Annotated in this window: 19 protein-coding genes and 2 pseudogenes; 17 read left to right on the forward strand and 4 right to left on the reverse strand. The window is 72.5% G+C overall.

Annotation, left to right across the window (positions count from 1 at the left end):
- Positions 1-52: 52 nt before the first annotated feature.
- Positions 53-610: a DUF1697 domain-containing protein gene (locus tag OG370_RS31995; RefSeq protein ID WP_328474618.1), complete on the reverse strand. Its 558-nt coding sequence runs from the start codon at positions 608-610 to the stop codon at positions 53-55.
- A 308-nt stretch (positions 611-918) separates the two neighbouring features.
- On the opposite strand from OG370_RS31995, the pseudogene OG370_RS32000 reads away from it, so the two are divergent.
- From OG370_RS32000 to OG370_RS32060, 13 genes and pseudogenes are all read left to right on the forward strand, one after another.
- Positions 919-2,106: pseudogene (locus tag OG370_RS32000) on the forward strand (AAA family ATPase); the annotation flags it as partial.
- 1,223 nt (positions 2,107-3,329) lie between these two features.
- Entirely contained in the window at positions 3,330-3,704 is a 375-nt protein-coding gene (locus OG370_RS32005) for a nucleotide pyrophosphohydrolase (RefSeq protein WP_328470397.1), read from the forward strand.
- A gap of 132 nt (positions 3,705-3,836) precedes the next feature.
- Positions 3,837-4,295, forward strand: coding sequence for a DUF6099 family protein (locus OG370_RS32010; RefSeq protein WP_328470399.1), 459 nt, complete (start codon positions 3,837-3,839; stop codon positions 4,293-4,295).
- Positions 4,296-4,330: 35 nt separating this feature from the next.
- Positions 4,331-5,251 carry an LLM class F420-dependent oxidoreductase gene (locus tag OG370_RS32015; RefSeq protein ID WP_328470401.1) on the forward strand — a complete coding sequence of 307 codons (921 nt, stop codon included), beginning with the start codon at positions 4,331-4,333 and terminating at the stop codon, positions 5,249-5,251.
- Between the two features lie 133 nt (positions 5,252-5,384).
- Positions 5,385-6,263 carry a homocysteine S-methyltransferase gene (gene mmuM / locus OG370_RS32020; protein ID WP_328470403.1) on the forward strand — a complete coding sequence of 293 codons (879 nt, stop codon included), beginning with the start codon at positions 5,385-5,387 and terminating at the stop codon, positions 6,261-6,263.
- Between the two features lie 150 nt (positions 6,264-6,413).
- Positions 6,414-7,967: a 3' terminal RNA ribose 2'-O-methyltransferase Hen1 gene (locus tag OG370_RS32025; RefSeq protein ID WP_328470405.1), complete on the forward strand. Its 1,554-nt coding sequence runs from the start codon at positions 6,414-6,416 to the stop codon at positions 7,965-7,967.
- Complete coding sequence (locus tag OG370_RS32030; protein WP_328470407.1) at positions 7,964-10,612, forward strand: polynucleotide kinase-phosphatase; 2,649 nt, start codon at positions 7,964-7,966, stop codon at positions 10,610-10,612. Before OG370_RS32025 ends, OG370_RS32030 begins: the two co-directional genes overlap by 4 nt.
- A gap of 218 nt (positions 10,613-10,830) precedes the next feature.
- Entirely contained in the window at positions 10,831-12,063 is a 1,233-nt protein-coding gene (locus OG370_RS32035) for an arginine deiminase (RefSeq protein ID WP_328474620.1), read from the forward strand.
- Positions 12,064-12,152: 89 nt separating this feature from the next.
- Positions 12,153-13,151, forward strand: a complete 999-nt coding sequence (gene argF, locus OG370_RS32040; RefSeq protein ID WP_328470409.1) for an ornithine carbamoyltransferase — start codon at positions 12,153-12,155, stop codon at positions 13,149-13,151.
- Positions 13,152-13,245: 94 nt separating this feature from the next.
- A complete protein-coding gene (locus tag OG370_RS32045; protein WP_328470411.1) occupies positions 13,246-15,585 on the forward strand; it encodes a DUF4139 domain-containing protein in 2,340 nt (779 codons plus the stop codon).
- A 3-nt stretch (positions 15,586-15,588) separates the two neighbouring features.
- On the forward strand, positions 15,589-17,403 hold the full coding sequence (locus tag OG370_RS32050) for a DUF4139 domain-containing protein (protein WP_328470413.1): 1,815 nt from the start codon (positions 15,589-15,591) through the stop codon (positions 17,401-17,403).
- Positions 17,404-17,675: 272 nt separating this feature from the next.
- On the forward strand, positions 17,676-18,458 hold the full coding sequence (locus tag OG370_RS32055) for a polysaccharide lyase family 7 protein (RefSeq protein WP_443060783.1): 783 nt from the start codon (positions 17,676-17,678) through the stop codon (positions 18,456-18,458).
- 219 nt (positions 18,459-18,677) lie between these two features.
- Positions 18,678-20,615 carry a phosphocholine-specific phospholipase C gene (locus OG370_RS32060; RefSeq protein ID WP_328470415.1) on the forward strand — a complete coding sequence of 646 codons (1,938 nt, stop codon included), beginning with the start codon at positions 18,678-18,680 and terminating at the stop codon, positions 20,613-20,615.
- 125 nt (positions 20,616-20,740) lie between these two features.
- Here OG370_RS32060 and OG370_RS32065 read toward each other — a convergent pair whose 3' ends face one another.
- Together OG370_RS32065 and OG370_RS32070 are read right to left on the reverse strand one after the other, a co-directional pair.
- Positions 20,741-21,574: an SAM-dependent methyltransferase gene (locus OG370_RS32065; RefSeq protein WP_328470417.1), complete on the reverse strand. Its 834-nt coding sequence runs from the start codon at positions 21,572-21,574 to the stop codon at positions 20,741-20,743.
- 37 nt (positions 21,575-21,611) lie between these two features.
- Positions 21,612-22,013: pseudogene (locus OG370_RS32070) on the reverse strand (zinc-binding dehydrogenase); the annotation flags it as partial.
- Here OG370_RS32070 and OG370_RS32075 point away from each other — a divergent pair.
- From OG370_RS32075 to OG370_RS32085, 3 genes are read left to right on the forward strand one after another with little or no spacing between them, the layout of a single operon-like run.
- Complete coding sequence (locus OG370_RS32075; RefSeq protein ID WP_328470419.1) at positions 22,013-22,315, forward strand: 3-oxoacyl-[acyl-carrier-protein] synthase III C-terminal domain-containing protein; 303 nt, start codon at positions 22,013-22,015, stop codon at positions 22,313-22,315. The pseudogene OG370_RS32070 and the gene OG370_RS32075 sit on opposite strands and share 1 nt — an antisense overlap.
- The gene (locus OG370_RS32080; protein WP_328470421.1) at positions 22,312-23,184 is read left to right on the forward strand and encodes a 3-hydroxybutyryl-CoA dehydrogenase; all 873 of its coding nucleotides are present in this window, start codon (positions 22,312-22,314) and stop codon (positions 23,182-23,184) included. The genes OG370_RS32075 and OG370_RS32080 overlap by 4 nt, the downstream gene beginning before the upstream one ends.
- On the forward strand, positions 23,181-23,948 hold the full coding sequence (locus OG370_RS32085) for a thioesterase II family protein (protein ID WP_328470423.1): 768 nt from the start codon (positions 23,181-23,183) through the stop codon (positions 23,946-23,948). The genes OG370_RS32080 and OG370_RS32085 overlap by 4 nt, the downstream gene beginning before the upstream one ends.
- Positions 23,949-24,488: 540 nt before the next feature.
- On the opposite strand, the gene OG370_RS32090 is transcribed toward OG370_RS32085, so the two are convergent.
- On the reverse strand, positions 24,489-25,181 hold the full coding sequence (locus OG370_RS32090; RefSeq protein ID WP_328470425.1) for a transposase family protein: 693 nt from the start codon (positions 25,179-25,181) through the stop codon (positions 24,489-24,491).
- A gap of 490 nt (positions 25,182-25,671) precedes the next feature.
- On the opposite strand from OG370_RS32090, the gene OG370_RS32095 reads away from it, so the two are divergent.
- Complete coding sequence (locus tag OG370_RS32095; protein ID WP_328470427.1) at positions 25,672-26,391, forward strand: DUF4232 domain-containing protein; 720 nt, start codon at positions 25,672-25,674, stop codon at positions 26,389-26,391.
- Positions 26,392-26,484: the final 93 nt, after the last annotated feature.

Below are 26,484 nucleotides of genomic sequence, written 5' to 3' on the forward strand. Positions count from 1 at the left end.
CGGTCCGCGCCGAGAGGTGCCGCGGGCGCTCCGGTCCACCCGGGGTGCCCGCTCACGCACCGCTCAGCTCCAGGAGTTTGACGACCGTGTTCCAGTTGCGCGAGGTCGCGGTCAGACCCAGCCAGCGGTCGGAGAAGCGGGCGGCCAGCTTGGAGTTGCGGATCGAGTCCGGGAAGTGGGCGTAGATCTCCCGCTCACCGGCCCGGAACTCGTCGGGGGCGTAGACGGCCGGGTCCAGGGCCGCCAACTTGTCCCGGGGCGGGGGCCCGGACAAGAAGACGACCACGAACCGCGAGCCGTTCACACCCTCCATCGCGAACGGGTTGGCGTCGACCACGCGTCGCAGGTCCGTCCCCGTCCGGACCAGGCACGCGATGGTCAGCCCCAGCTCGTCGGCGATGCGTTGCTCCAACTCCGCTGCCAGGCGCTGCGGTTCCTCCTCCTTTCCGTGGGTGAAGACGGCGTTGCCGCTTTGCAGGTAGGTGCGCACCGCGGTGCCGCCCATGTCGGTGAGCAGGCCGCGCAGTGTCTCCATGGGGACTCGTGAGTGGCCCCCGACATTGATGCCGCGCAGAAGTGCGACATAGCTGGTGGCGGGCGGTTCCGCGATGTCTGCGGTGGCCGCGGGACCCGCGCTCTTCGGTGAACGTGGCGTACTGGTACTGGGTTTCGTCACCTCCGTAAAGGTAGTGGTGGTGGGCCGCGGCGGGCGGGCGCGCGCGGGCGCGTAAAGAGGGGTGATGCGTGTGTGTGGGGGTGCGGCTCGGGCCGGTGGTGATTCGGGCACCGCCGCGATTCGATCCGCTGTAGGTCTGTTTCTCCTGAATCCATGCGGGTTATGCCGGATGTCCCTCTTTCGAGGGACGAAACGTACGCTGGAACGGTTCGGCACGATCGACGGTCGTTAACTTCGCGGCCATGAGCAGCAGCCCGCAGCGCCCGATCGTCACCGAACTCCGGCTGTCGGCCTTCAAGTCACATCGCGGCGCCACTTTCCCGCTCGAACCGCTCACACTCCTCGCCGGGGCCAGCGGCACGGGCAAGTCGAGCGTCCTCGAAGGTCTGGCCGTGCTCGGCCGGCTCGCGTCCGGAGCAGATCTGCAGGAGGTGTTCGCGGTGTCCGGCACCGGCCGGTCGTTCGTGCGCGGGGGAGCGGCGGCATGCGTGCCGCAGGGCGCGAGGGCCGATGCGCAGGGGCGGCGCGGCTTCCGGATCGGCTGCACCACCAGTGGGCCGCTCGGCCCGGTCCGCCTCGACCTGGCCGTCCAGGTCGAACCCACCCTGCGGATCGTCGGCGAACGGCTCACCGGCTCGGGCGAGACCCTTCTGACCACCGCCCTGCGTGACCCGACCCGGCCGTCCGTGCAGGCCGCCTGGCACACCGCCGGCGCCGTCGCGGTCACCCGCGCGCCCCTTCCCGACGACCGGCTGGCCACGTCGTTGCTGCCGTTGCGGGTCTCCGGGCGTACGGAGGGGCAGCGGCTGGTGCTGTCCGCGGCCGAGCAGCTCGTGGTCGCGCTGCGCGGGGTCTTCCCGATCGCGCCGCGGCCGGAGTTGATGCGCGGCCCCGTCCGGGTCGGCGACGGGCGGCTGCGCGGTTCGTGCGACAACCTGTCCGCGGTGCTGGCCAGGACCGAGCACGAGTGCAGCATCCGGCACGGGATGCTGGTCGGCGCGGTACGCGACGTGTGCAGCGGGCCGGTGCGCGGCCTGACCGCGCTGCCCGCGCTGATGGCGGGCGACGGCCGGGAGCCGCTGGTCGAGGCGGTGATCGCCGCGGTCGACCGCGGCGCGCTCGGTATGGTCCCGGTCGACCGGCTCGGCGACGGGGAACTGCGTTTTCTGGCGATGGCGTTGGTGCTGCTGACCGGACCCGGTGTGCTGGACGTCGACACCAGTACCGAGCATCTGCCGGCCGGGCAGGTGCTGACCGTGGTGGCCGACGGGCTCGACGTCGGTGTCGACCGGCGGCAGGCCCGGGAACTGCTCCGGCTGGCGGGGATCGCCGCCGCGCGGGGCCACATCAGGTTGCTGTGCACCGTGCAGGACCCGGCGTACGCGGAGGGGATCGACACGGCGGGCGGGGTCGCGCTCACGGTGCTCGGAGCGGGGTCGAAGGTGACGAAGTTGATGAAGAAGAAGGAGAGGGCGGGGGAGGGCGAGGAGCAGCGCGGCGGGGAGAGCGCGGGCGCTGGGGGCGGGGCGAGGCCCGAGGGCGTGGGGGACTCTGCGGGTGCGTCAGGCTCCGAGGCTGGGGGAGACGTGGCGGATGCGGCGGAAGCTGGGGGCATGGCGGACGTGGCCGAGGCGGCGGACGTGGCGGACCTGACGGGAGCCGCCGGTGCCGGGGACGTGGTGAGCTCTGCTGGTGCGACGGGTTCGGTGGATGCGGAGCTCTCAGGCGATGGGGTGTCCGCGGCCGGTGCGACCGGCTCGGTTGATGAAGACGGTGTGGCCGGTGCGGTGGATGACGTCGGCGGTGCCGGCGCCGGGCGGGGAGCGGGCGATGCCGAGGACCCGGACCCGGGTGATGAGTCGGCGGTGGGCGGGGCGGAGAGGCCGTGCGCGTCCGGACCGGGAGGAGTCGAACGGCAGGACGCGGGCGGGTTCGCGGGGGAGGGAGACGGTGCCTCCGACGGCGCATCGGCGAGGGCTGAGCCGACGACGGGGAATGCTGTGGCGCGGGACCCCTGGGCTGAGGCCGTCGACGACGAGCGAGGACCGGTCCAACCCGCCCCGAGCGGTGCGGTTTCCCCGGATGCCCCCTTCGCGCGGCCGGCGTCCGGAGCCTCTCCTTACGGTGAAGCGCCGTTCGACCAGGCGGGATACGACGACTTCGGGTACGGCGGCCTGGCGTACGACGACTCCGAATTCGACGACTCCGAATATGAGGCCCCCGACCACCGCGGCTTCGATCGCGCCGACTACGTCTACACCGAATCCGTCGACGACGTGCCCGGGCACGCGGAACCGGCGTGGTTCGATGCCGCGTTCGCGCAGCCGGCGCCGCCCGATCCCGCACCGGCCGGGCCGCCTGTACAAGCAGGTCCACCTCTACCGACAGGTCCACCCGTACAGACGGGCCCGCCCTCGTCGGCAGGCCCGTCCTCGACGGCCGCCGTACCGGCGCCCCGTACCGGCCCCACGCGCTCGCCCGCGCCCCGCACCGGCCCCACACCAGTCCCCGCGCCCACGCCACAAGCGGGCTCCGTGCCGCCCGCCCGCGGCGAACCCGGTGTCGCCGGCTCCCCGCACCCCCCTTGTACCTGCGCGCACGGTGAACCGCTCCCCGCCGCGGCCGAGGGCGAAGATGAGGTAGACCAGTCCGAGTGACGGACACACACGATCTCGCCGAACTGCAGCAACGCCTCGTGGACTTCGCGGCCGTGCGCCGCTGGGAGCCGTTCCACACCCCGAAGAACCTCGCCGCCGCGCTGAGCGTCGAAGCCTCGGAACTGCTGGAGATCTTCCAGTGGTTGACCCCGGAGCAGTCGGTGGCGGTGATGGACGGGGACGATGCCGCGGACCGGGTACGGGACGAGGTGGCGGACGTACTGGCGTATCTGCTGCAGTTCTGCGCGGTCCTCGACATCGACGTGCTGGCCGCGCTCGCCGCGAAGATCGACCGCAACGAAGTGCGGTTTCCCGTGCCTGGACCGGCCGAGGACGGGGTTTCCGGGCACGACCATCCCTCGAAAGAGTGATCGAGTTATCCACAATCGGAGAGTTATCCACAGCTTCGAATCCGCCCCTTTCTGACCGCTCGCGCCGTGTCACTCTGGGTGACATGAGAACGGCGGCACCGAGTCGCCGCGCTGACGCGGAGGGTGGAGAAGATGGATGCGGCACGGCTTGTAGCGGAGGCGGAACGGGCGATGGGCCGCGATCCGCAGCCGGACGACGTCATCGCCGAGGCATGGCAGGCGTATGAGCTGACGGAGGCGATCGGACGGCTGCTGGCGGAGGTGTGGGGGCGAGAGGCGGAGGGTGGCCGACCAGGCGAGCTTGGGGCGGCGCGCGATCCGGGGCGTACGGTGTCGCGGGCCGGGCCCGCGCCGGTGGTCTCGGCCACGCGGGTCGGGCCGCCCCGGGCCGCCCGGTTGAGCACGGTCCGTGAGCCGCCCGGCACACTGCGGGCGCTGCGGGCTCTCCTCGGTGAGATCGGGCTCGCCCTGGTCGAGCTCATCTCCTCCGCCTGCGACGAGAAGACCTACTGGGAGTGCGTCGAAGCGCTGGACGCGGTGGACGAGGCCAAGGACCGAGCGCAAGTGCTGGCGCGCGCCGATTCGGGGTGACGCGGTCGGCCCCGCACCTGATGCAGGATGGAGGAATGGATCTACGTATCTTCACCGAGCCCCAGCAAGGGGCGAGCTACGACACGCTGCTGGCCGTCGCCAAGGCCACCGAGGACCTGGGCTTCGACGCCTTCTTCCGTTCCGACCACTACCTGACGATGGGCGGGGACGGTCTGCCCGGACCCACGGACGCGTGGATCACACTGGCCGGCCTCGCGCGGGAGACCAGCCGGATCAAGCTCGGCACGCTGATGACCGCGGGCACCTTCCGGCTGCCCGGTGTGCTGGCCATCCAGGTGGCGCAGGTCGACCAGATGTCGGGCGGCCGCGTCGAGTTCGGGCTCGGCGCGGGGTGGTTCGAGGCGGAGCACACCGCGTACGGAATCCCCTTCCCGAAGGAGAAGTTCGGCAGGCTGGAGGAGCAGCTGGCCGTCATCACCGGACTGTGGGGGACACCTGCGGGGCAGACCTTCGACTTCGACGGCAAGTTCTACCAGCTCAAGGACTCGCCGGCGCTGGCCAAGCCCGCGCAGCCGTCGCTTCCGGTGATCATCGGCGGGATGGGTGTCAAGCGCACGCCGGAGCTGGCGGCGCGCTACGCGGCGGAGTTCAACGTGCCGTTCGCGTCGGTCGAGGACAGCGGCAAGCAGTTCGAGCGGGTGCGGGAGGCGGCGCGGTCGGCCGGTCGGGCGGCGGACGACATCGTCCTGTCCAACGCTCTGGTCGTCGCGGTCGGCAAGGACGACGCCGAGGTGAGCCGGCGGGCGGCGGCGATCGGCCGGGAGGTGGACGATCTGAAGGCCAACGGGCTGGCCGGATCGCCTGCCGAGGTCGTCGACAAGATCGGGCGGTATGCCGAGACGGGCGCCACTCGGTTCTACCTCCAGGTTCTCGACCTGAAGGACCTGGACCACCTGGAGCTGATCTCCGCGCAGGTCCAGTCGCAGGTCGGATGACGGCGCGGTGACGCCGCCCGTGCCCGCGGCGGAGCCCGGCCCCGCCCGCGGGCCGGGCGGACCGGCCGCCGGAGAAGAGCGCACCGCAGAAGCAACGGAGAAGGGAGGTGAGGCGATCGGAGGAAGGCCGGTCGTGCCGGACGAAGGGGCGCTGGTACTGGACGGCGGGTTGTCCAACCAGCTCGCGGACCAGGGCTGCGACCTGGCGGACCCGCTGTGGACGGCGCGGCTCCTGGCGGACGAGCCCGAGCAGATCCTCGCGGCCCACACCGCATACCTGGAAGCGGGCGCCCAGGTGCTCACCACGGCCAGCTATCAGGCGACGTACGAAGGGTTCGCGCAGCGCGGTGTCGGCCGCGTGGAGGCGACACGACTCCTGCGCCGCAGCGTCGAGTTGGCCCGGCGGGCGGTAGCGGGCCGGCTCGGGGTGCGGGTGGCGGCGTCGGTCGGACCGTACGGCGCGATGCTGGCGGACGGGAGCGAGTACCGCGGGCGGTACGGGCTGAGCGTGCGGGAGTTGGAGAGGTTCCATCGACTGCGGATCGAGGCGCTGGCGGCGGCGGAGCCGGATGTCCTCGCGTTGGAGACGGTGCCGGATGTCGACGAAGGGGAGGCGATGCTGAGGGCGGCCGAGGGCACCGGGGTACCGGTGTGGCTGTCGTACACGATCGAGGGCGGCCGGACACGGGCCGGGCAGCGGTTGGAGGATGCCTTCGCGCTGGCGGCGGGCCGGGACGAGGTGGTCGCGGTGGGCGTCAACTGCTGCGCCCCGGGCGAGGTGACGGATGCGGTGCGGTTGGCCGCGGAAGTCTCGGGCAAGCCGGTGGTGGCCTATCCCAACAGCGGTGAGCAGTGGGACGCCGAAGGGCGGCGCTGGGTGGGGGGTTCGGTGTTCGATCCGGGGCTGGTGGCCGGGTGGCGGCAGGCGGGCGCGCGGTTGGTCGGCGGCTGCTGTCGGGTGGGCCCGGCCGGGATCGCCGGTGTCGCGGCGGAGTTGCGGGGCGGCGGCTGAGCCGGCGGGCGGCTTCGGCGGGCGGTGGTTCGGGAAGCGGCCAGGCGGTCCCGTGGCAGGCCGTCCCGGGATGGGCGGTCTGGGGCAGCCAAGCGCGGGCGGTCGGTAATCCGGTGTCGGCCGGGAGCCCGGCCGTCGATACTCGGATACGTGTTCATGACGATCACTGCCACCGGCAGCACCGAAGTTCCGGCCACTGACCTGGGGTTCTTGCTTCACAAGCATCCGGACAAGGCACAGGCGTTCTCGACGGCGTACGGCGAGGCGCATGTGTTCTACCCCGAGGCGACCGCCGAGTCGACCACCGCGGCGTTGCTGCTGGAGGTGGATTCGCCCGCGCTGGTGCGGCGCGGGAAGGGCCGAGGTCGCGGTGGCGCGCCCGATGCCGCGCTCGCCCAGTATGTGAACGACCGGCCGTATGCCGCGTCGTCGTTGCTGGCCGTGGCGTTGCGGACGGTGTTCTCCAGCGCGCTGCGCGGGGAGTGCCGGACGCATCCGGAGCGGGCGGCGGCGCCGATGCCGCTGCGGGTCGAGGTGCCCGTGCTGCCCGCGCGGGGTGGGCCGGAGCTGGTGGCGAAGCTGTTCGGGCCGCTGGGATGGCGGGTGGCGGCCGAGCCGATCCCGCTGGACGCGAGGTTCCCGGAGTGGGGCGAGTCGCGGTATGTGGCACTGACGTTGGAAGGGGAGTTGCGGCTGGCCGACGCGTTGCGGCACCTGTATGTGCTGCTGCCGGTGCTGGACGACGCCAAGCACTACTGGGTGTCGGCGGACGAGGTGGACAAGCTGCTGAGGTTCGGCGAGGGGTGGCTGCCGCGGCACCCGGAGCAGAAGTTGATCACCAGCCGCTACCTCTCCCGGCGCTGGTCGCTGACGCGGCAGGCGATGGAGCGGCTGGAGCTGGTGCGGCTGGCCGACGCCGATGACATCGAGGTGGAGGAGATCGACAACGCGGTGGAGCCGGAGGTGCCGGAGGAGGTGGCGGAGCGGCCGGCGCCGCTGGCGGTGCAGCGCAGGGAGGCGATCCTCGCCGAGTTGCGTGGGGCGGGCGCGGCGCGGGTGCTGGACCTGGGCTGCGGGCAGGGGCAGTTGGTGGCGGCGCTGCTGAAGGAGGTGCGGTTCACCGAGATCGTGGGTGTGGACGTGTCGGTGCGGGCGCTGGACATCGCGGCGCGCCGGTTGCGGCTGGACCGGATGGGGGAGCGGCAGGCGGGGCGGGTCGCGCTGCTCCAGGGATCGCTGGCGTACACCGACGCGCGGCTGATGGGCTACGACGCGGCGGCGCTCAGCGAGGTGGTCGAGCACCTGGACCTGCCGCGGCTGCCGGCACTGGAGTACGCCGTGTTCGGGGCGGCTCGGCCGCGGACGGTGGTCGTGACGACGCCGAACGTCGAGTACAACGTGCGGTGGGAGTCGCTGCCGGCCGGGCATGTGCGGCACGCGGACCACCGGTTCGAGTGGACGCGGGCGCAGTTCGGTGCGTGGGCGGACGGGGTGGCGGAGCAGTACGGCTACCAGGTGCGGTTCGTGCCGGTCGGGCCGGACGACCCCGAGGTGGGGGCGCCCACGCAGATGGCCGTCTTCGCTCTCGCCGGAGGCCCCGACGCGGAACACGGCGCCGGGACCGGTGAAGACCGTAAGCAGGGCCGCGAGCAGGACCGTAAGCAGGACCAGGACAACAAGGACGAGAAGGAGGCCGTCGCATGACCGAGCACCGTAGGAACCCGGACACCCCGGACACCCCGGACACCCCGGGGACCCCGCAGATCCAGGACGTACCGGCTTCCGCGGCCGCGCCGGACGCGGTGAAGCCGCCGCGCGAGCTGGCCGTCACCGACCTTTCGCTGGTCGTGCTGATCGGGGCCACCGGTTCGGGCAAGTCCACGTTCGCCGCGCGGCACTTCAAGCCGACCGAGGTGATCTCGTCGGACTTCTGCCGCGGCCTGGTCGGCGACGACGAGAACGACCAGAGCGTGACGCGCGACGCGTTCGACGTACTGCACTACATCGCGGGCAAGCGGCTCGCGGCGGGGCGCCGCACCGTGATCGACGCGACCAGCGTGCAGATCGAGGCACGCCGCCAGCTGATCGCGCTGGCCCGCGAGCACGACGTGCTGCCGATCGCGATCGTGCTGGACGTCCCGGAGCGGGTGTGCGCCGATCGCAACGCGACCCGCCCGGACCGCGCGGGGATGCCCCGCCACGTCATCCAGCGCCACACGCGCGAGCTGCGCCGATCGCTGCGCGGCCTGGAGCGCGAGGGTTTCCGCAAGGTCCACATCCTGCGCGGCACCGAAGAGGTGGACACCGCGCGGGTGGTCACCGAGCGCCGGTACAACGACCTGACCCACCTCACCGGCCCCTTCGACATCGTCGGCGACGTGCACGGATGCAGCTCGGAGCTGGAGACGCTGCTGGCGAAGCTCGGTTACCGCGACGGCACCCACCCCGAGGGCCGCACCGCCGTGTTCGTCGGCGACCTGGTCGACCGGGGCCCGGACAGCCCGGGCGTGCTGCGCCGCGTGATGGGCATGGTCGAGGCGGGCACCGCCCTGTGCGTGCCGGGCAACCACGAGAACAAGCTCGGCCGCTACCTCAAGGGCCGCAACGTGCAGCACACCCACGGCCTCGCCGAGACCATCGAGCAGTTCGAGCGGGAGGACGAGCGCGACCCCGAGTTCCGCGCGAAGGTGAAGACCTTCGTCGAGGGCCTGGTCAGCCACTACGTGCTGGACGGGGGCAAGTTGGTGGTCTGCCACGCCGGGCTGCCCGAGAAGTACCACGGCCGCACCTCCGGCCGGGTCCGCTCGCACGCCCTGTACGGCGACACCACCGGCGAGACCGACGAGTTCGGCCTGCCCGTGCGCTACCCGTGGGCCGAGGACTACCGCGGCCGCGCCGCCGTCGTCTACGGCCACACCCCCGTGCCGACCACGTCGTGGATCAACAACACCCTGTGCCTCGACACAGGCGCCGTCTTCGGCGGCCGGATGACCGCGCTGCGCTGGCCGGAGCGGGAGATCGTCGACGTGCCGGCCGAGCAGGTCTGGTACGAGCCGGTGAAGCCGCTGGCCACGCCCGCGCCCGGCGCGAAGGACGGCCGTCCGCTCGACCTCGCCGACGTCGCCGGCCGCCGTACCGTCGAGACTGCCCGGATGGGCCGGCTCGCCGTCCGGGAGGAGAACGCGGCCGCGGCCCTGGAGGTGATGAGCCGCTTCGCGGTCGACCCGCGCCTGCTCGGCTATCTGCCGCCGACCATGTCGCCGTGCGCCACGTCCACCCAGGAGGGCTACCTGGAGCACCCGGCCGAGGCGTTCGCCGCCTACCGGGACGACGGCGTCGCACAGGTCGTCTGCGAGGAGAAGCACATGGGCTCGCGCGCGGTCGCCCTGGTCTGCCGCGACGAGGCCACCGCCAGGGACCGCTTCGGCGTGACCGCACCCGGGGTCACCGGCGCCGTGCACACCCGCACCGGCCGGCCCTTCTTCGACGACCCGGCCGTCACCGAGGAGGTGCTGGCCCGGCTGCGCGCGGCCGTCACCGCCGCCGGGCTGTGGGAGGAGCTGGGCACCGACTGGCTGCTGCTCGACGCCGAGTTGCTGCCGTGGTCGCTGAAGGCGTCCGGTCTGCTGCGCAAGCAGTACGCCGCGGTGGGCGCCGCGTCCGGTGCCGCCTTCCCCGCCGCCCTCGCCGCGCTGGAGGCGGCGGCCAAGCGTGGCACCGACGTCTCCACGCTGCTGTCCCGGCAGGGTGAGCGGGCCGCCGACGCGGCCGCGTTCACCGAGGCGTACCGCCGCTACTGCTGGAGCACCGACGGGCTCGACGGGGTGCGGCTGGCACCGTTCCAGCTGCTCGCCGTCCAGGACCGCAGCCTCGCGGACGTGCCGCACGACCGGCAGCTCGCCCTCATCGACCGCCTGGTCGAGGCCGACACCAGCGGCCTGCTGCAGCCCACCCGCAGGCTGCACGTCGACACCGGCGACGAGCAGTCGGTGGCCGCCGGAGTGCGGTGGTGGCTGGAGATGACCGAGGCGGGCGGCGAGGGCATGGTGGTCAAGCCGCTGGCCGCACTGGTACGCACCGAGTCCGGCCGGCTGGTGCAGCCCGGGGTGAAGTGCCGCGGCCGGGAGTACCTCCGGATCATCTACGGTCCGGAGTACACCCGCCCCGAGCACCTGGCCCGGCTGCGCGGTCGTTCGCTCGGCCACAAGCGGTCCCTCGCCCTGCGCGAGTACGCCCTCGGCCTGGAGGCGCTGGACCGGCTCGCCACCGGTGAGCCGCTGTGGCGGGTGCACGAAGCGGTCTTCGCGGTGCTCGCGCTGGAGTCCGAGCCGGTCGACCCGCGGCTGTGAACCCGGGGCGGTGAACCCGTCCGCCCCCGTCGGGCCGTACGCGTACGGTGCCGTGCCGCACACCGCGGTACGGCACCGCCCGTCGTACGGCACCGACCGTGCCCGTCACCCCCAGCGCCGACCACCCCCCGGACCCGGCACACCACCCGCCCGGCACAACGGGCGCGCTGCCGTGTTGAGCCGTCCCCGACGTGGGAAGCTCTTCTTCCATGGCTTCCATGGCGGACAACGGCTTCCACGTCGACTCCGAGACCGGGCGGCTGCGCCGCGTCATCCTGCACCGCCCCGATCTCGAACTGAAGCGTCTGACCCCGACCAACAAGGACGCGCTGCTCTTCGATGACCTCCTGTGGGTCCGACGGGCCAGGGCCGAGCACGACGGGTTCGCCGACGTGCTGCGCGACCGCGGCGTGCAGGTCCACCTCTTCGGCGACCTGCTGTGCGAGTCGCTGGAGGTGCCGGCGGCGAAGCGGCTCGTCCTGGACCGGGTCTTCGACGAGAAGGAGTACGGCCCGCTGGCCACCGGGCACCTGCGAGCGGCGTTCGACGAGTTGCCGGCCCCGGACCTGACCGAGGCGCTGGTCGGGGGCATGACGAAACGGGAGTTCCTGGAGCGGTTCGCCGAGCCGGTCTCGGTCCGGTTCCACGCCATGGACCTGGACGACTTCCTGCTCAACCCGCTGCCCAACCACCTGTTCACCCGCGACACCTCCGCCTGGGTCTACGACGGGGTGAGCATCAACGCGATGCGCTGGCCGGCCCGGCAGCGCGAGACCGTGCACTTCGAGGCGATCTACCGGTACCACCCGCTCTTCGCCGGCGGCGGCTTCCACGTCTGGTCCGAGGGCCAGAACGCGTACCCGTCGACGATCGAGGGCGGCGACGTGCTGGTGATCGGCCGTGGCGCGGTACTGATCGGGATGAGCGAGCGCACCACCCCGCAGGCCGTCGAGATGCTGGCGCGCGGGCTGTTCGAGGCCGGGTCGGCCCGCACCATCGTGGCGCTGGACATGCCGAAGGGGCGGGCGTTCATGCACCTGGACACGGTGATGACCATGGTCGACGGCGACACCTTCACCCAGTACGCGGGCCTGGGGATGCTCCGGTCGTACACCATCGAGCCGGGCGCGGAGGAGGGCGAGCTGAAGGTCACCGACCACGCGCCCGAGCACATGCACCGGGCGATCGCCGCTGCCCTCGGGCTCGACGCGATCACCGTGCTCACCGCCACCCAGGACGTGCACGCCGCCGAACGCGAGCAGTGGGACGACGGCTGCAACGTCCTGGCGGTGGAACCGGGCGTCGTGGTGGCCTACGAGCGGAACGCGACCACCAACACGTTCCTGCGCAAGCGCGGCATCGAGGTGATCGAGATCCCCGGCAGCGAACTGGGCCGGGGCAGGGGAGGGCCGCGCTGCATGACCTGCCCGATCGAGCGCGACGCGGTGTGACCAGCGGCCCATTCCAGGGGGCTGTATAAGAATGCCGATCATCGTATAGGGTTCCAGTATTCGATGACGCCGCACGCTAGGAGTTCCGCATGGCCGTCGACCTCAAGGGCCGGCACTTCCTCAAGGAGCTGGACTTCACTCCGGAGGAGTTCCGCCACCTCGTGGAGCTGGCGGCGGAGCTGAAGGCGGCCAAGAAGGCGGGCGCCGAGGTGCAGCGGCTGCGCGGGCGGAACATCGCGCTGGTCTTCGAGAAGACGTCCACCCGTACCCGCAGCGCCTTCGAGGTCGCCGCCGCCGACCAGGGCGCCGGCACCACCTACCTCGACCCGTCCGGCTCGCAGATCGGCCACAAGGAGTCGATCAAGGACACCGCCCGGGTGCTGGGCCGGATGTTCGACGGCATCCAGTACCGCGGGCACGCCCAGACCGCCATCGAGGAACTGGCCGCGCACGCCGGAGTGCCGGTGTGGAACGGCCTCACCGACGAGTGGCACCCCACCCAGATGCTCGCCGACGTCCTCACCATGACCGAGCACAACCCCAAGCCGCTGTCCGAGATCTCCTACGCCTACCTCGGCGACGCCCGCTACAACATGGGCAACTCGCTGCTGGTCACCGGCGCGCTGCTCGGCATGGACGTACGGATCGCCGCGCCCGAGGCGATGTGGCCGCAGGCCGACGTGGTCGCGCAGGCCCGCGAGTTGGCGGCGCGGACCGGGGCACGGATCACCCTCACCGAGAGCGTCGAGGAGGGCGTCCGCGGCGCCGACCACGTGCACACCGACGTGTGGGTGTCGATGGGCGAGCCCAAGGAGGTCTGGGACGAGCGCATCCGGCTGCTCTCCCCGTACGCCGTCACCGCCGACGTGATGCGGGCCACCGGCAATCCGCAGGCCACCTTCCTGCACTGCCTGCCCGCGCTCCACGACCTCGGCACCACCGTCGGCCGTGAGATCCACGAACGGCACGGCCTGGACTACCTCGAGGTCTCCGACGAGGTCTTCGAGTCCGAGCGGTCCGTCGTCTTCGACCAGGCCGAGAACCGCATGCACACCATCAAGGCGATCCTGGTCGCCAGCCTCGCCTGAGCCCGGCGCCTGCGAGCGCCCGGCCGAACTCGGCTAGGGTACGGACGAGTTCCGGTCCCCGTGACCGGAAGCACGCCGGCCGGCAGGGGGAGGCATGGAGAACGGCGAGAGCGCGCCGACCAGCACCGCGGACAGCGGGAGCGGGCCGGGAGAGGCGCGGTCCGTGCTGACAGCGGTCGTGGTGCACGCCGAGGGCGCGGTGTGCACGCGCCGAGCCTCGGTCGTCCTGCCTACGGCCGTGACCGCGGCTGAGCCGGCGTCCATGGCCGCACCCGAATCCGTGGCCGGCGGCGACGACGGTACGGTCCGGGTCCGGATCGGCGGCCTGCCGCCGACCTTGAGCGCGGGCTCGCTGCGCGGGAGCGTGGTGTCGGGGCCGCCCGGGCTGCGGGTGGCGGACATCCGCGTCGATGTCGCGGCCACGCTGCGGCGCGGCGAGGAGGCCCCGGGGCTGCGGCTGGACCTGGAGGACGCCGAGGACCGGCTGGCGAGGCTGCGGGACCGGCGCGAGCGGCTGGCGGGCGAGATCGAGGAGGTCGCCGGGTTCCGGGCCGAACCGCCCCAGACCCGACGCGGCGACCCGCCCCGCTGGGCGCCCGTGGAGTCCATCCTCGCGCTGGCCGGGTTCGTCGACGCGCGGCTGGCCGTGCTGCACACCCGACTGCGCGCCACCGAGGACGAGTTGGAGCAGGCCGAGCACGACGCCGACGTCCTCAGGCACCAGCTGAACGAGTCGTCCGGCGCGCTGCTCGCCGACCGGGTGGAGCCGTCCGTGTACGCGGTGGTGACCCTGGTGTCCGACAGCGCGGGCCCGGCCGACGGCACCGTCACCGTCGACGGCTCCGACTCCTCCGACGACGCCGACCTCTCCGATGACGGTAGCGACCCCTCCGATGACGCCGCCGACCCCTTCGCAGCAGCCGAGGTGGAACTGGAGTACCACGTACCCGGCGCCACCTGGGCCCCCGTCTACCAACTGCGCCTGGACGGCGGCAGCGGCGCCGGCACCCTCGTGCTGCGCGCCTGCGTCGCCCAGCGGACCGGCGAGGACTGGACCGGCGTACGGCTCGGCCTGTCCACCGCCGACCTGCTGCGCCGCGCCGACCTGCCGGAGCTGCGCAGCCTGCGGATCGGCCGCAGCCAGCAGGAGCCCGCCGGCCCTGGCTGGCGCGAACCCCCGCCCGGCCTCGACGAGTTGTTCACCGGCTACGACACCGCGAAGGCGGCCGAGGACGCGCGCCACCCGCAACTTCCGGCGGCGGGTTACGCATTGGCCTCCGCCCCCATCGCGCCGCCCGCGCCAGGAAGCGCCCTGACCCGGTCCCCGTCCTTCGGGCCGCTGGGCGAGGGCCACGGCGCGGCGCAGGAGGAGGCCGACTTCGGCTACGGAGGCGCGGCCGAGGTCACCCGCTCGTTCTCCGGGTCCGCGCCGCCCGCGCCGGCGCCCCCGTCCGCGCAGCCCCGGCACCGCGGCGCCGCCCGCCGGCCCAAGGTCTCCGCGGAACTGGGACCCGCCCCCGGGGCCACGCCGCTGCCGACCGCACCGCTGCCGGCCCTACCGCCGCAGCCCGCGCCGCGTGCCCACCTCGCCCCCGCCGCCGAACTCCTCGACTACGCAAGCCTGGTGATGGCCGGCCCGCAGGCGCCCGAGGGCCGCGGCACGTTGCGCACCGCCGGTGAGGGCACGGACGCGGTCGTCACGGAGTACCGCCGCCGGGCCGCGGCCGTGGCGCGACTGGCCCGCCCCGCGCACGCGGTCGACGTCCGGCTGTCGGCCGGCTCGTTCGACTACCGCTTCGACACCGCGGCACCGGCCGACGTCGAGGCGGACGGCCAGTGGCACACGGTGCCAGTGAGCGAGATCCCGGTCCGTACCGAGTTCGAGTACGTCTGCGTCCCGGCCCAGGACACCGCCGTGTTCGGCACGGTCCTGGTCACGAACACCTCCGCGCACCCGCTGCTCGCCGGCCCCGCCGACGTCATGGTCGACGGCGACTTCGTGCGCACCGCGGCCCTGCCGACCCTCGCCCCGGGGCAGCGGCAGGCGGTCGGCCTCGGGGTGGCCGAAAGCGTCCAGGTGGCGCGGCGGGCCCACATGCGCGAGTCGACCGCCGGGCTGCGCGGCGGCACCACCGTGCTCGACCACACCGTGGAGGTGGAGGTCGCCAACCGGCTGCCGTACCCGGCGCTCGTGGAGGTGCGCGAGCGCATACCGACCTCGGCCGACAAGGACGTACGCATCGAGGAGCGTCGGGCCGAGCCGCGCTGGACCGACCCCGGCGCGCCACTGGACGGCCAGGAGGGGACCTACGTCGCCGGGGCCCGGGTGTGGCGGGTCACGCTGGAGCCGGGGCGGACCGCGACCCTCACCGGAGGGTTCGAGATCCGGCTGCCGGTGGGGAAGTCGGTCGTCGGCGGAAACCGGAGGAACTGAACCATGTCTGCCGCCCAGGACCCTTCCCCCGCGACGGACTTCCCGTCCACCCGGAACTCCTCGTTCGCCCGGGAGTCCCCGGCCGCCCCGGACTCAGCTCCTGCCGACGCCGGTTCGGACGCCGCCGCTCAGCGGGACCTGCTCCACCTGCCCATCACCGCGGTGACCTGCCTGGAGGACCGCGCCCAGGTCGAACGCACCGGCACCGTGCCGCTCGTCGCCGGTGTGCAGCGGCTGCGGGTCGGCCCGGTCACGCCGCTCGCCGTCGACCGCTCGCTGCGCGCGGACCTCTCCGCCCGCCCGGCGGACGGCGAACCCGCGGACGGCGAACAGGAGGACGGTGAGCCCGCCCCCGTCGCACTCGCCCCCGCCGCCCGCGTCGTGGACGCCCGCGTGGTCCGCGCGTACACGCCCGCTCCGCCCGGCGAACCCGGCCGCGACGCCTCGCAGTTGCGCCGCGACGTCCACGAACTGGAACGGGAGCTGTACGACGCGCGGCAGCTGAAGCAGCGTCAGGAGAACGCGCTCGCCGTGATCGACCAGGCCAGGACCGATCTGCACCGTGACATCGTGCAGGGTGCGGGCGCGGGCTCCGCCGACCCGGAGCGCTGGGCCGACCGGCTGGACCGGGTGGACCAGGAGGCCGAGACCCGCATTGGCGAACTGCACCGGCTGCGCCGCCGGTTGCACGACATCGGCGAGGAACTGGGCGAGGCCCGGGCGGCGTTGGCGGCCACCGAAAGCGAACCGCAGGTGCTGACCGCGCACGTCGAACTCGTCGTGGAGGCGGAGGGCGCCGGCCCGGCGGAGGTACGTGTCACGCACCTCGTCCCGTGCGCGCTGTGGCGGCCCGCCTACCGGGCGACGCTCGGCGCGGACCGGGACTCCGTGCGGCTGGAGACCGACGCGTTCGTGTGGCAGGCCACCGGCGAGGACTGGCACGACGTCGCGCTGTCGCTGTCCACCGCGCGGCCCACCCTCGCCGCGAACCCGCCGGCCCTCACCGAGGACGTGCTCACGCTGCGGGAGCGCTCGGCGGAGGAGCGGCGCACCGTGGAGGTGAACCTCCGGGAGGAGGAGATCCGTACGGTCGGCGACGACTCGGCCGGCGACGCGGGCGCACCCGGGACCGGTGCCGCGGGCGGGAGCGGAGCCGGGGCCGCACGGCTGCCGGGGCTCGACGACGGCGGCGCGGTACGTACGCTGGCCGCCCCGCACCCGGTCGACGTCCCCTCCGACGGGCGGCCGCACCGCGTGCACCTGTCCTCCTTCACCGCGCCCTGCCGCGCGGAGCGCACCTGCGCCCCCGAGCTGTCACCGCTGCTGGTGACGACCGCGCACTTCACCAACGCGGCCGGCCATGTGCTGCTCGCCGGACCGGTGGACCTGGTACGGGGCAGCGGCTTCGTCGGCCGCGGCGAACTGGCGTTCACCGGCGTCCGCGCCCAGGTCCGGCTGGCGTTCGGCAGCGAGGACACCTTCCGGGTGGTCCGCCAGGTCGAGGAGACCCGCGACACCGCGGGGCTGGCCGCCATCAACCAGCGGACGGTGATCACCCGTCAGGTCCGGCTGTTCGTGTCCCGGCTCGACGCACCGTACGGCGGCGGCGCGCAGGAGCTGGTGATCCGCGAGCGCGTCCCGGTGTCGGAGGTCTCGGCGGTCGAGGTACGGGTGCGGGCCGAGTCCTCGTCACCCGCGCCCGACGAGCCCGACGACGAGGGCATCGTCCGCTATGCGCTGGCCCTCGGCCCGGGCGAACGGCGCGAGATCACCCTCGTCTACGAGCTCACGGCGTCGAGTTCGGTGACGGGTCTGTAGCGGCCGGCCCGCCGCCGCACCGCCGGCACCCCCTCCGTGCCGATCCGCCCGTACCCGTGCCGCTCGTTCGCGCCCGCCCGTGCCGATCCGCCCGTACCCGTGCCGCTCGTCCCGATCCCGCCGCACGCAATGGAGTTGACGTTCAGCGACATGAACTCCAGTCCCATACAGGGTCATTGACGGCCCGCTCTGCCCGTGCTATCCAAGTGAACGTCCAAAGGACTAGACCTAGTTCACGTAACTGAACAACGAGCACGGAAGGTTCCCCCCACATGAGAATCCGCTCCAAGCTCCTCGTCGCGGCGACCGCCATGGGCGTCGCCGCGACTCTCGGGCTCCTCGGCACCACCAGTGCGAGCGCCGCGTCCCCCACCAAGGCGCCCGGCGGCAACTTCAACCTGTCGGTCTGGGAGTTGCAGGAGCCCGTAGGCTCCCCGGGCTCGCCGACCACCATCCCCTCCTCCCAGCTCCAGGGCGATGACGGCTTCCAGGACTCGTACTTCTACACCGACACCCGCGACGGCGCGATGACCTTCTGGGCCCCGGAGAAGGGCGTCACCACGCCCAACTCCAACTACGCCCGCTCCGAGTTGCGCGAGATGAACTCCAACGGCAGCGCCGCGGACTGGTCGCTCGGCGGCAGCCACCAGCTCAACGCGACGCTGCGCGTGGTCTCCGTGACGTCGAACGTCTGCGTCGGCCAGATCCACCTCGGCAGCGGCGGCTCGTCCACCAAGCCGCTGATCGAGCTCTACTACCACGCGAACGGCGACATCGTGGCCGGCGTGGAGAACTCGCCGTCCGGCGGCCAGACCACGCACACCGTCGGCCACGTGTCGATCGGCAAGACCTGGAGCTACACGATCGCCGTCTCCGGCGGCGACACCATCGACCTGACGGTCAACGGCAGCACCACGCACTACGCCATCGCGTCGTCCTTCGACGCCTACAAGCAGTACTTCAAGGCCGGTTCCTACAACCAGTCCTCCTCCGACAGCACCACCAACGGCGCGCGCGTCGCCTTCTACGGGCTCACCGTCTCCCACAGCAGCTGAGCCCTGGCCCCGCGAACTCCCGCCCCGCCGCGTCGGGTTGACCCGATGCGGCGGGGTTCGCCGCGGTTGGCGCCGGCATCGTCCGGCGGAAAGTCACAAAGGGATAACGGGTCTGGTCCAAACTTGACGACTTGTTCACTCCCGGGCAGGTATCCCTTCGAGGCGCCGTCACCGGGCCTCGACACGCTCCTACGGCCCCCACACGACTGAGGAGAAGCTGTGACGCCTCTGACCCGCCGTACGTTCCTCGGCGCAGCTGCCGGCACATCCCTCGCCGCCGCGCTGCCTGCCGGTATGCAGCAGGCGATGGCCGCGTCGCCGACCGCCGGCACACTCGACGACGTCGAGCACGTGGTGATCTTCATGCAGGAGAACCGGTCCTTCGACCACTACTTCGGCTCGCTCAAGGGCGTACGCGGATACGCCGACCGCTCGCGCCTGCGCTTCCCGAACAACTCCGACGTCCTCCACCAGACCAGTTCGGGCCCCTCCGGCGGCAACCTGGTGCTGCCCTGGCACCTGGACACCTCGACGACCGACGCGCAGCGGGTGGTCGACCTCGACCACGGCTGGTCCGGCACCCACAACGCGTGGAACAACGGCCTGTACAACAACTGGGTCCCGGCCAAGAGCGCGTACTCCATGGGGTACTACCAGCGCGCCGACATCCCGTTCCAGTACGCCCTCGCGGAGGCGTTCACCGTCTGCGACCAGTACTTCTGCTCGGTGCAGGGCCCGACCAACCCCAACCGGCTCTACCAGTGGTCCGGCACCATCGACCCGGCGGGCACCAAGGGCGGCCCGGTCACCGACAACTCCGAGAAGGGCTATAGCTGGACGACCTACGCCGAGCGGCTCCAGGCGGCCGGCATCTCCTGGCGGGTCTACCAGCAGCAGGACAACTACGACGACAACCCGCTCGCGTGGTTCAAGAGCTTCCAGCAGGCGGCCACCACCTCCCCGCTGTACGTCAACGGCATGCAGCGCCGTACCGCCGGCGCTTTCGCCTCGGACGTGGCCGCCGGCACGCTGCCCTCGGTGAGCTGGATCGTCGCCCCGGCCAGCCAGTCGGAGCACCCCGACTACCCGCCGGCCTACGGCGCCGACTACACCTCGCAGTACGTCCTCCAGGCGCTCGCCGCGAATCCGGCGGTGTGGGCGAAGACGGTGGTCTTCCTCAACTTCGACGAGAACGACGGCTTCTTCGACCACGTGGCGCCGCCGGTGCCGCCGTCGGGGACGGCCGACGAGTTCGTCGGCGGGGCGCCGATCGGCCTCGGCCCGCGGGTGCCGATGATCATCATCTCGCCCTGGAGCCGCGGCGGTTACGTCAACTCCCAGGTCGCCGACCACACCTCGCCGCTGCGCTTCCTGGAGAACTGGACGGGCGTGAAGGAGACGAACATCTCCGCGTGGCGCCGTCTGGTCTGCGGCGACCTGATGTCGGCCTTCGACTTCACCACAGCCAACACCTCCTTCCCGTCGCTCCCGGACACCAAGGCGCTCGTCGCCGCCTGCGACGCGGAGAACTCGCTGCCCGACGCCGCGCCGCCGGCCACGCCGGTGGCACCCGTCCAGGAACAGGGCACCCGGCTGGCCCGCCGGATCGACTACTTCTTCGACACCACGTCGTGGACCGACACCTCGACCGGGTGGATCTGGTTCAAGACGGTCGGCACGGGCGCCCTAGGTGGTGCGTTCTCCGCCTACGCCGTCAACCACCGCACCTACGGCAGTTGGCAGTACACGCTGCCCGCGGGCGGGAACATCTCGGACTACTTCAGCGCCCAGACCTACGGCGGCGGGCCGTACGACTTCGACCTGCACGGCCCCGACGGCTACCTGCGCGGCTTCCAGGGCGACGTGCGGACCTGGAGCGACACCACCAAGGGCCACCCGGAGGCGGCGCTGTCGATAGCCCCGTCCGCGCCGCGCTCCCTGGTGCTGACCTTGACCAACGGTGGCACCGTCGCCGTGCAGTTCACCGTCGGCGCCAACGGCTACTCCGGAAGCGGCGCCACGTCCGCCTCCGTCCCGGCCGGCGGCTCCAAGACGGTCACCCTCGCACCGGCCTCCGACGGCCAGTACGACTACACCGTGACGGCCGACGTCGGCGACGGCTTCGCCCGGCGCTTCGCGGGCCGCACCTACCCGTAGCACCCCCAATCCGCCCGCGCCTCTCGCCCGGTCCCCGCTCGGAGGCCGGGCGAGGGGCGTTTCCGCCGTACCCCGCGGGGCGGGGGCGCCGGGAGGGCGCGGCGGCCGGCCGCGGGGCGGTCGCCTCAGGGGCGCACCGCCGCCACCAGCAGGCAGCCGAACTCGTCCACGCCCAGCATGTCGGACGGCTGGAACAGATCCGGCAGGTTGGTCTGGCCGAGCGCCTCGGGGCGCTCCCCGCCGGCGGCCGGCCGGGACAGTTCCTGGAAGGTGCGCTGCTGGGTGTGCTCGGTGATGTCCAGCAGCCCGCGCAGCCGCAGGCCCGAACGGTGCAGCAGGCCGACGTAGTCGTCGGCGTCGGCAAGGGTCACCATGAAGTTGCGGCAGAACTTCTGGATCGACGGGTGCGGCACCTCCTTGCGCGGCGCCCGCTCGAAGATGTCGGTCAGCACCAGCCGCCCGCCCGGCCGCAGCACCCGGGCCGCCTCGGTGAGCACCTGCTGCCGGTCGGGCATGTGGATGATCGACTCCAGGGCCATCACGGCGTCGAACGACCCGTCCGCGAAGGGGAGTTTCATGGCGTCGCCGTGCGTGAACGCGGCCCGGTCGGCGAGCCCGGCCTCCTCGGCCAGCCGGTTGGCCGTCTTCACCTGCTCCTGGCTGATGCTGATCCCGGTGACCCGGGCCCCCGTCCGCCGCGCCACCCGCAGTCCCGGGCCGCCGACACCGCAGCCCACGTCGAGGACGCTGGAGGACTCGTCGACCGCCAGCCGCTCGGTCAGCACGTCGGTGAGCCGGTCGACCGCCTCCTCCAAGGTGGCCTCGGAGTCCGGGGTGTCCCAGAAGCCGATGTGGATGTTGGGGTTGAACGTGCCGTCGTCGAGCGCGGTGAGCGTGAGCCGGTCGTACAGCTTGCCGACGGCCTCGGGGACGGGGACGGTCGATACGGAGTCGGTCATGGAAACTTCCTCTCGGTAGCGCGATGGTGACGGCCAGTCAGTCAATCGCAGTCGACGGGTGGGCGGCGAACTCCCGCAGCGGGTTCAGCGCCTCCGCGCCGATCCGGGCCCGCAGTTCGGGCGCGGTGACGCCGAGGCCGGGCGAGGGGGCGAGGCAGAGCACGCCGACCTTGCCGATGTGCCGGTTCAGCTGCACCAGCCGGGTCGCCTCGCCGATCTCGTCGAGCGGGAACACGGAGGACAGCGCCGGCACGACCCCGCCGAGCGTGAACAGGCGGGCGCACTCGACCTGTTCCTGCAGGTTGGCGACATGGCTGCCGATGACGCGCTTGAGCCGCATCCACAGGTAGCGGTTGTCGAACTGGTGCGCGTAGCCGGTGCTGGAGCCGCAGGTGACGACCGTGCCGCCACGCTTGACCACGAACACCGAGATGCCGAATGCTGGAGCGCTGCGACCACAAGGCGGCCGACATCGACCACTTCGTGCCCCACCAGGCCAACGGCATGATGGTCGCCGAACTCGTCGACGCCTGCGGGCTGTCCGGCGCGGCCACCCACCTGCCGCTGGACCACTCCGGCAACACCGGCAGCGCCTCCGTCGCCATCGCCCTGGACGAGGCCAACCGCTCCGGCGCGCTGCGCCCCGGCGACCTGGTGCTGCTCGCCGGGTTCGGCGCCGGCATGGCGGTGGCCGCCGGCCTGCTGCGCTGGTCGGCGCCCGCGCTGCGGAGCGCGGCATGAGCGCCCGTCGGATAGGCGTGGTCGGCGGCGGCACCATGGGCGCCGGCATCGCCGCCGAGTGCCTGCGGGCCGGCCTCGACGTGCGGGTCCTGGGTTCCGGCGCGGCCTCCGCCGACCGCGCCCGCGGCCGCGTCCTCGGCCTGCTCGACCGGGCGCACGCCAAGGGCCGTATCGACGACGCGGGACGCGCGGACGCCGAGCGCCGCGCGGTGTTCGGCGGCGATCCGGACGCGTTCGCCGACCGGGAGTTCGTCGTCGAGGCGGTGCCGGAGGAGCGGGAGACCAAGCTGCGGCTGTTCGCCCTGCTGGCGAAGACCGTCGAGGACTCCGCGGCGGTCCTCGCCTCCACCACCTCCTCCCTGTCCATCACCGACCTCGGCGAGGCCAGCGGCCGCCCCGGCGACGTGATCGGCCTGCACTTCTTCAACCCGGTGCCGACCATGCCGCTGGTGGAGGTCATCCGCTCCCCGTACACCACCGACCGCACCGCCGAGCGCGCCGAGGCGCTGGTCACCGGCGTGCTCGGCAAGCAGATCGTGCGCGCCGAGGACCGCAGCGGCTTCGTCGTCAACGCGCTGCTGATCCCGTACCTCATGGCCGCCGTGCGCATGTACGAGTCCGGCGTCGCCACGGCCGAGGACATCGACCGCGGCATGACCCTCGGCTGCGGGCACCCCATGGGCCCGCTCACCGTCCTCGACCTGATCGGCCTCGACGTCATCGCCGCCGTGGCGCGCAGCATGGAGAACGGCACCGGGGACCCCCGGCACGCGGTGCCGCCGCTGCTGGACCGGCTGATCGAGGAGGGCCGGTTGGGCCGCAAGACGGGCCACGGCTTCCACCGCTACGACCGCCCGAGGGCGGCATGAGCGGCGACCCGCGCGGCAGCCTGTGGGTGCGCTGCTTCCGGCCCCGCCCGGACGCCCCGGTACGCCTGGTCTGCCTTCCGCACGCCGGCGGTTCGGCCAGTTTCTTCGCGGAGCTGCCCGACCTGCTGGGCGACGAGGTGGAGGTGCTCGCGGTCCAGTACCCGGGCCGCCAGGACCGCCGCGGCGAACCGTTCGCGCCGAGCATGGACGCGCTGGCCCGCGACGTGGTGGCCGCGCTGCTGCCGTGGACGGACCGGCCGCTGGCCGTCTTCGGGCACAGCCTCGGCGCGGTCCTCGGCTTCGAGGTGGCCCGCGGGCTGCGGGCCGCGGGGCGGGCGCCGGCCGCGCTGTTCGTCTCGGGCCGCCGCGCACCCTCCCGGCAGCGGCCCGAACGCGCCCACCTCCTCGACGACGACGGCCTGTTGCGCGAGGTCCGCGCGCTGAGCGGCACGGACTCCCGGGTCTTCGCCGACGAGGAACTCGTACGGATGGTGCTGCCGGCGATCCGCGCCGACTACCGCATCGTGGAGAGTCACCGCTCCGCCCCCGAGCCGCTCCTGGACTGCCCGATCACCGTGCTGACCGGCGCCGACGACCCGAAGGTGACCGCCGAGGAGGCCGCCGCCTGGCAGGAGCACACCACGTCCGCCTTCGACCTGGTCACCTTCCCGGGCGGCCACTTCTACCTCACCGCCCACGCGGCCCCGGTCGCCCACCTGATCGTCACCACCCTGACCGGCGTCCCCCTCTTCCCGCGTCCCTAGAGCGCGACCCCTGGCCCGACGAGCCGAGCCCTCTCCCCGCCTCCGCGCAACACGTCCGTACGGCACCCCGCCCCCGGCCCGCTCACATGCGGGTCGAGGACGGGGCGCGGCGGCATGCGCGGGTCAGATGTCGCGGAAGAGACCAGGCGGTTCTTCGACCTGCCCCGATGGTTGGCTGTGGGGCACTGACCTGCATGGAAGGACCTTCAGTTGTTCCACGGTCATGCCCCTTGACGCGGCCGGAAGTCCCAGAGGCGTCCCAGGGAGACGCCAAGGGGCTTGGCCGCTCTTTCGGCTCCGTGCGAGGGGCGGAGCCTTCGCTGGTGATGGCGTCGTCGGGGTGGAGGACGGGGCCGATGTCCATCCTGACCGGGGGAAGCCAGGATGACCTCGACGCCGTGTGCGTTTTCCAGATCACCGCAGGTCACAAGGGGCATGGTGAGAACGCCAGTTGGCGAACGCATGCGGTCCGACGTGCGGTTCCGACAGCGGTCTGGGCTGATGGTCGACCGTGAACGGCCCTCTGACCAGTGAGCTTCTTCAGTGTTGCCGCTCCAGGGTGAGGACGGCCTTGGCGATTGGCGTCATGCGGTTGGGGCTGCACCGGGATCGGCGGAAGATCCGCCAGGACTTCAGGCGGGCGATGCCGCGTTCGACGGGTGCCCGTGCTGCGGCCGGGGCGCGGTTGAGGGTCTTCTCGGTGGGGGTGGGTTCCTGCAGGGGCCTGCGTTTGATGCCGGTGGTCAGCCGGGGGCCGGCGCCCTGGTAGGCGAGGTCGGCCAGGATGGGGACGCCTTGGTGTTCGCAACTGCGGATGATGCGGTGGGTGCGGGCGGCGGTCAGGTCGTGGGCTCGGCCCGGCAGTGCGGGTGAGAGCCACCGCAGCCGGCCTTCCGGGTCGGTGGCGACCTGGACGTTCACCCTGTGTCGGCGGTGCTTGGCCGAGTAGTCGGCCCGTCCGTCGCCGACCCGGTCGCATTCGGCGAGGGTGCCGTCGAGCAGGACGAGCTCGGGATCGGTCTCGCGCAGGACCTTCAGCAGGCCCGGCGGCCGTTTCGCGAGCAGAGCGATGACCGTGCTGGTGTAGGCGTGGGCGGTGGATTCGCTGATCCCGAACCCAGCAGCGATCTTCGCCAGAGTGATGCGCTCGCGCAGATAGATCAGCGCCACCATCGCGCGATGCGACGGGCGGAGCTTGCAGCGCCGGTCACCCTCGCGGGTGACGATCAGCATGGTCACCCACTCCACGAGCGCATGAGGCAGGTCGAGTGCGGCAGGATAGACCGACCAACGAGGCCCCCGAGCAGCGTGATGGAGACGTCAGACATCTCGATCAACAGCCCGGGGGCCTCGCCCGTTGCGGCTCACGAACCATCACCCGATCGGTGGCCACACCGAAGAAGCTCAATGACTGCCACCGACCGTCACCACCGACTACGGAACAGAGCCCGGTGTCCGCCCGCGCGCGTCAGCACGGCGCCGTGCCATGTCCGGTGGTTCCTCCTGCGCGTTCCCGGCTCGCCCGTTACAAGATCGCTACGGAGGCCGGACGGCCGCGTCACCTGCGGTTTCCTAATTCCGCCTACTGTTGGTCACCGCGAAGAGGCGGCCCCGGCCGCCCCTTTGGTGGGGGGCGAACCGTCTGCTCGGGACGTCCTGTTTTCCAGCGCGACCGGCGCCGCCGCCGCGCTCCAGATGTCCACACACGACGGGATCACCAGCCATGCGCTCTGTCCGATTCGCCACCTCCGCTTCCGCCGCCCTCGGAACGGCCGCCCTGGCACTCGCCCTCACCGCGTGCGGTGGCGGCGGTGACGGCTCGGCGTCATCGCCCGCCAGCTCCGCCGCGGGGGGTGCGACGTCCAGCCCGTCCACCTCCTCCGCCCCGGCGGCCACGTCCTCCGACGGCTCGGCTGGGGTGACCGCCACCCCCGCCGCCACCAAGGACGCTTCGGGCACCTCGACGTCCGGCGGCTCGGGCTCGTCCGGCTCCTCGGGGTCCTCGGGCTCGTCCGGTTCCTCGGCCTCCGGAGACGACGACTGCACCCTCGACTCGTCGAGCATCAAGCTCGAGGAGACCGGCGGCACCATCCCCTCCATCCTGCTCACGCTCACCAACACCGGAAGCAAGGAGTGCGCGGCCTACAACGCGCCCTTCGTCTCCGACCCGGTCGCGGGCAAGAACCTGCCGGTCAACAAGGACACCGTCCCGCAGGCCGTGGTGGAGCTGGCTCCCGGCCACACCGCGTACGCGGCGATCTACCTCTCCGAGAAGCCCACCCACCGCACCAAGACCCTCAACGTCACCCTGGCCGACCGCAGCGGCGGCGGCACGGACGGCCACGTCACGGTCACCGCGCCCGCCTCCGGCTCCGGTCTCGGCCTCGACAACAGCTCCGAGGTCACGTACTGGCAGGTCAGCGAGGAGCTGGCGCTGCAGTAGGCGGCTCCCCGCCGTTCTCCCACCGCTCAACCGCCCCGCGTCCGTCCGGTTTAGTGCGCCCTGGCCCGGGCGACGTCGGGGTGCTCCCCCCGG

The organism is Streptomyces sp. NBC_00448, assembly GCF_036014115.1.
Lineage (GTDB): Bacteria > Actinomycetota > Actinomycetes > Streptomycetales > Streptomycetaceae > Actinacidiphila.

Coding starts and splice junctions, on each gene's coding strand:
- argF (WP_328470409.1), top strand. CDS start 12,153: ATGGCCGTCGACCTCAAGGGCCGGCACTTCCTCAAGGAGCTGGACTTC.
- OG370_RS32075 (WP_328470419.1), top strand. CDS start 22,013: ATGCTGGAGCGCTGCGACCACAAGGCGGCCGACATCGACCACTTCGTG.
- OG370_RS32095 (WP_328470427.1), top strand. CDS start 25,672: ATGCGCTCTGTCCGATTCGCCACCTCCGCTTCCGCCGCCCTCGGAACG.
- OG370_RS32055 (WP_443060783.1), top strand. CDS start 17,676: ATGAGAATCCGCTCCAAGCTCCTCGTCGCGGCGACCGCCATGGGCGTC.
- OG370_RS32030 (WP_328470407.1), top strand. CDS start 7,964: ATGACCGAGCACCGTAGGAACCCGGACACCCCGGACACCCCGGACACC.
- OG370_RS32035 (WP_328474620.1), top strand. CDS start 10,831: ATGGCGGACAACGGCTTCCACGTCGACTCCGAGACCGGGCGGCTGCGC.
- OG370_RS32045 (WP_328470411.1), top strand. CDS start 13,246: ATGGAGAACGGCGAGAGCGCGCCGACCAGCACCGCGGACAGCGGGAGC.
- OG370_RS32090 (WP_328470425.1), bottom strand. CDS start 25,181: ATGCTGATCGTCACCCGCGAGGGTGACCGGCGCTGCAAGCTCCGCCCG.
- OG370_RS32050 (WP_328470413.1), top strand. CDS start 15,589: ATGTCTGCCGCCCAGGACCCTTCCCCCGCGACGGACTTCCCGTCCACC.
- OG370_RS32010 (WP_328470399.1), top strand. CDS start 3,837: ATGGATGCGGCACGGCTTGTAGCGGAGGCGGAACGGGCGATGGGCCGC.
- OG370_RS32085 (WP_328470423.1), top strand. CDS start 23,181: ATGAGCGGCGACCCGCGCGGCAGCCTGTGGGTGCGCTGCTTCCGGCCC.
- OG370_RS32065 (WP_328470417.1), bottom strand. CDS start 21,574: ATGACCGACTCCGTATCGACCGTCCCCGTCCCCGAGGCCGTCGGCAAG.
- OG370_RS32015 (WP_328470401.1), top strand. CDS start 4,331: ATGGATCTACGTATCTTCACCGAGCCCCAGCAAGGGGCGAGCTACGAC.
- OG370_RS32080 (WP_328470421.1), top strand. CDS start 22,312: ATGAGCGCCCGTCGGATAGGCGTGGTCGGCGGCGGCACCATGGGCGCC.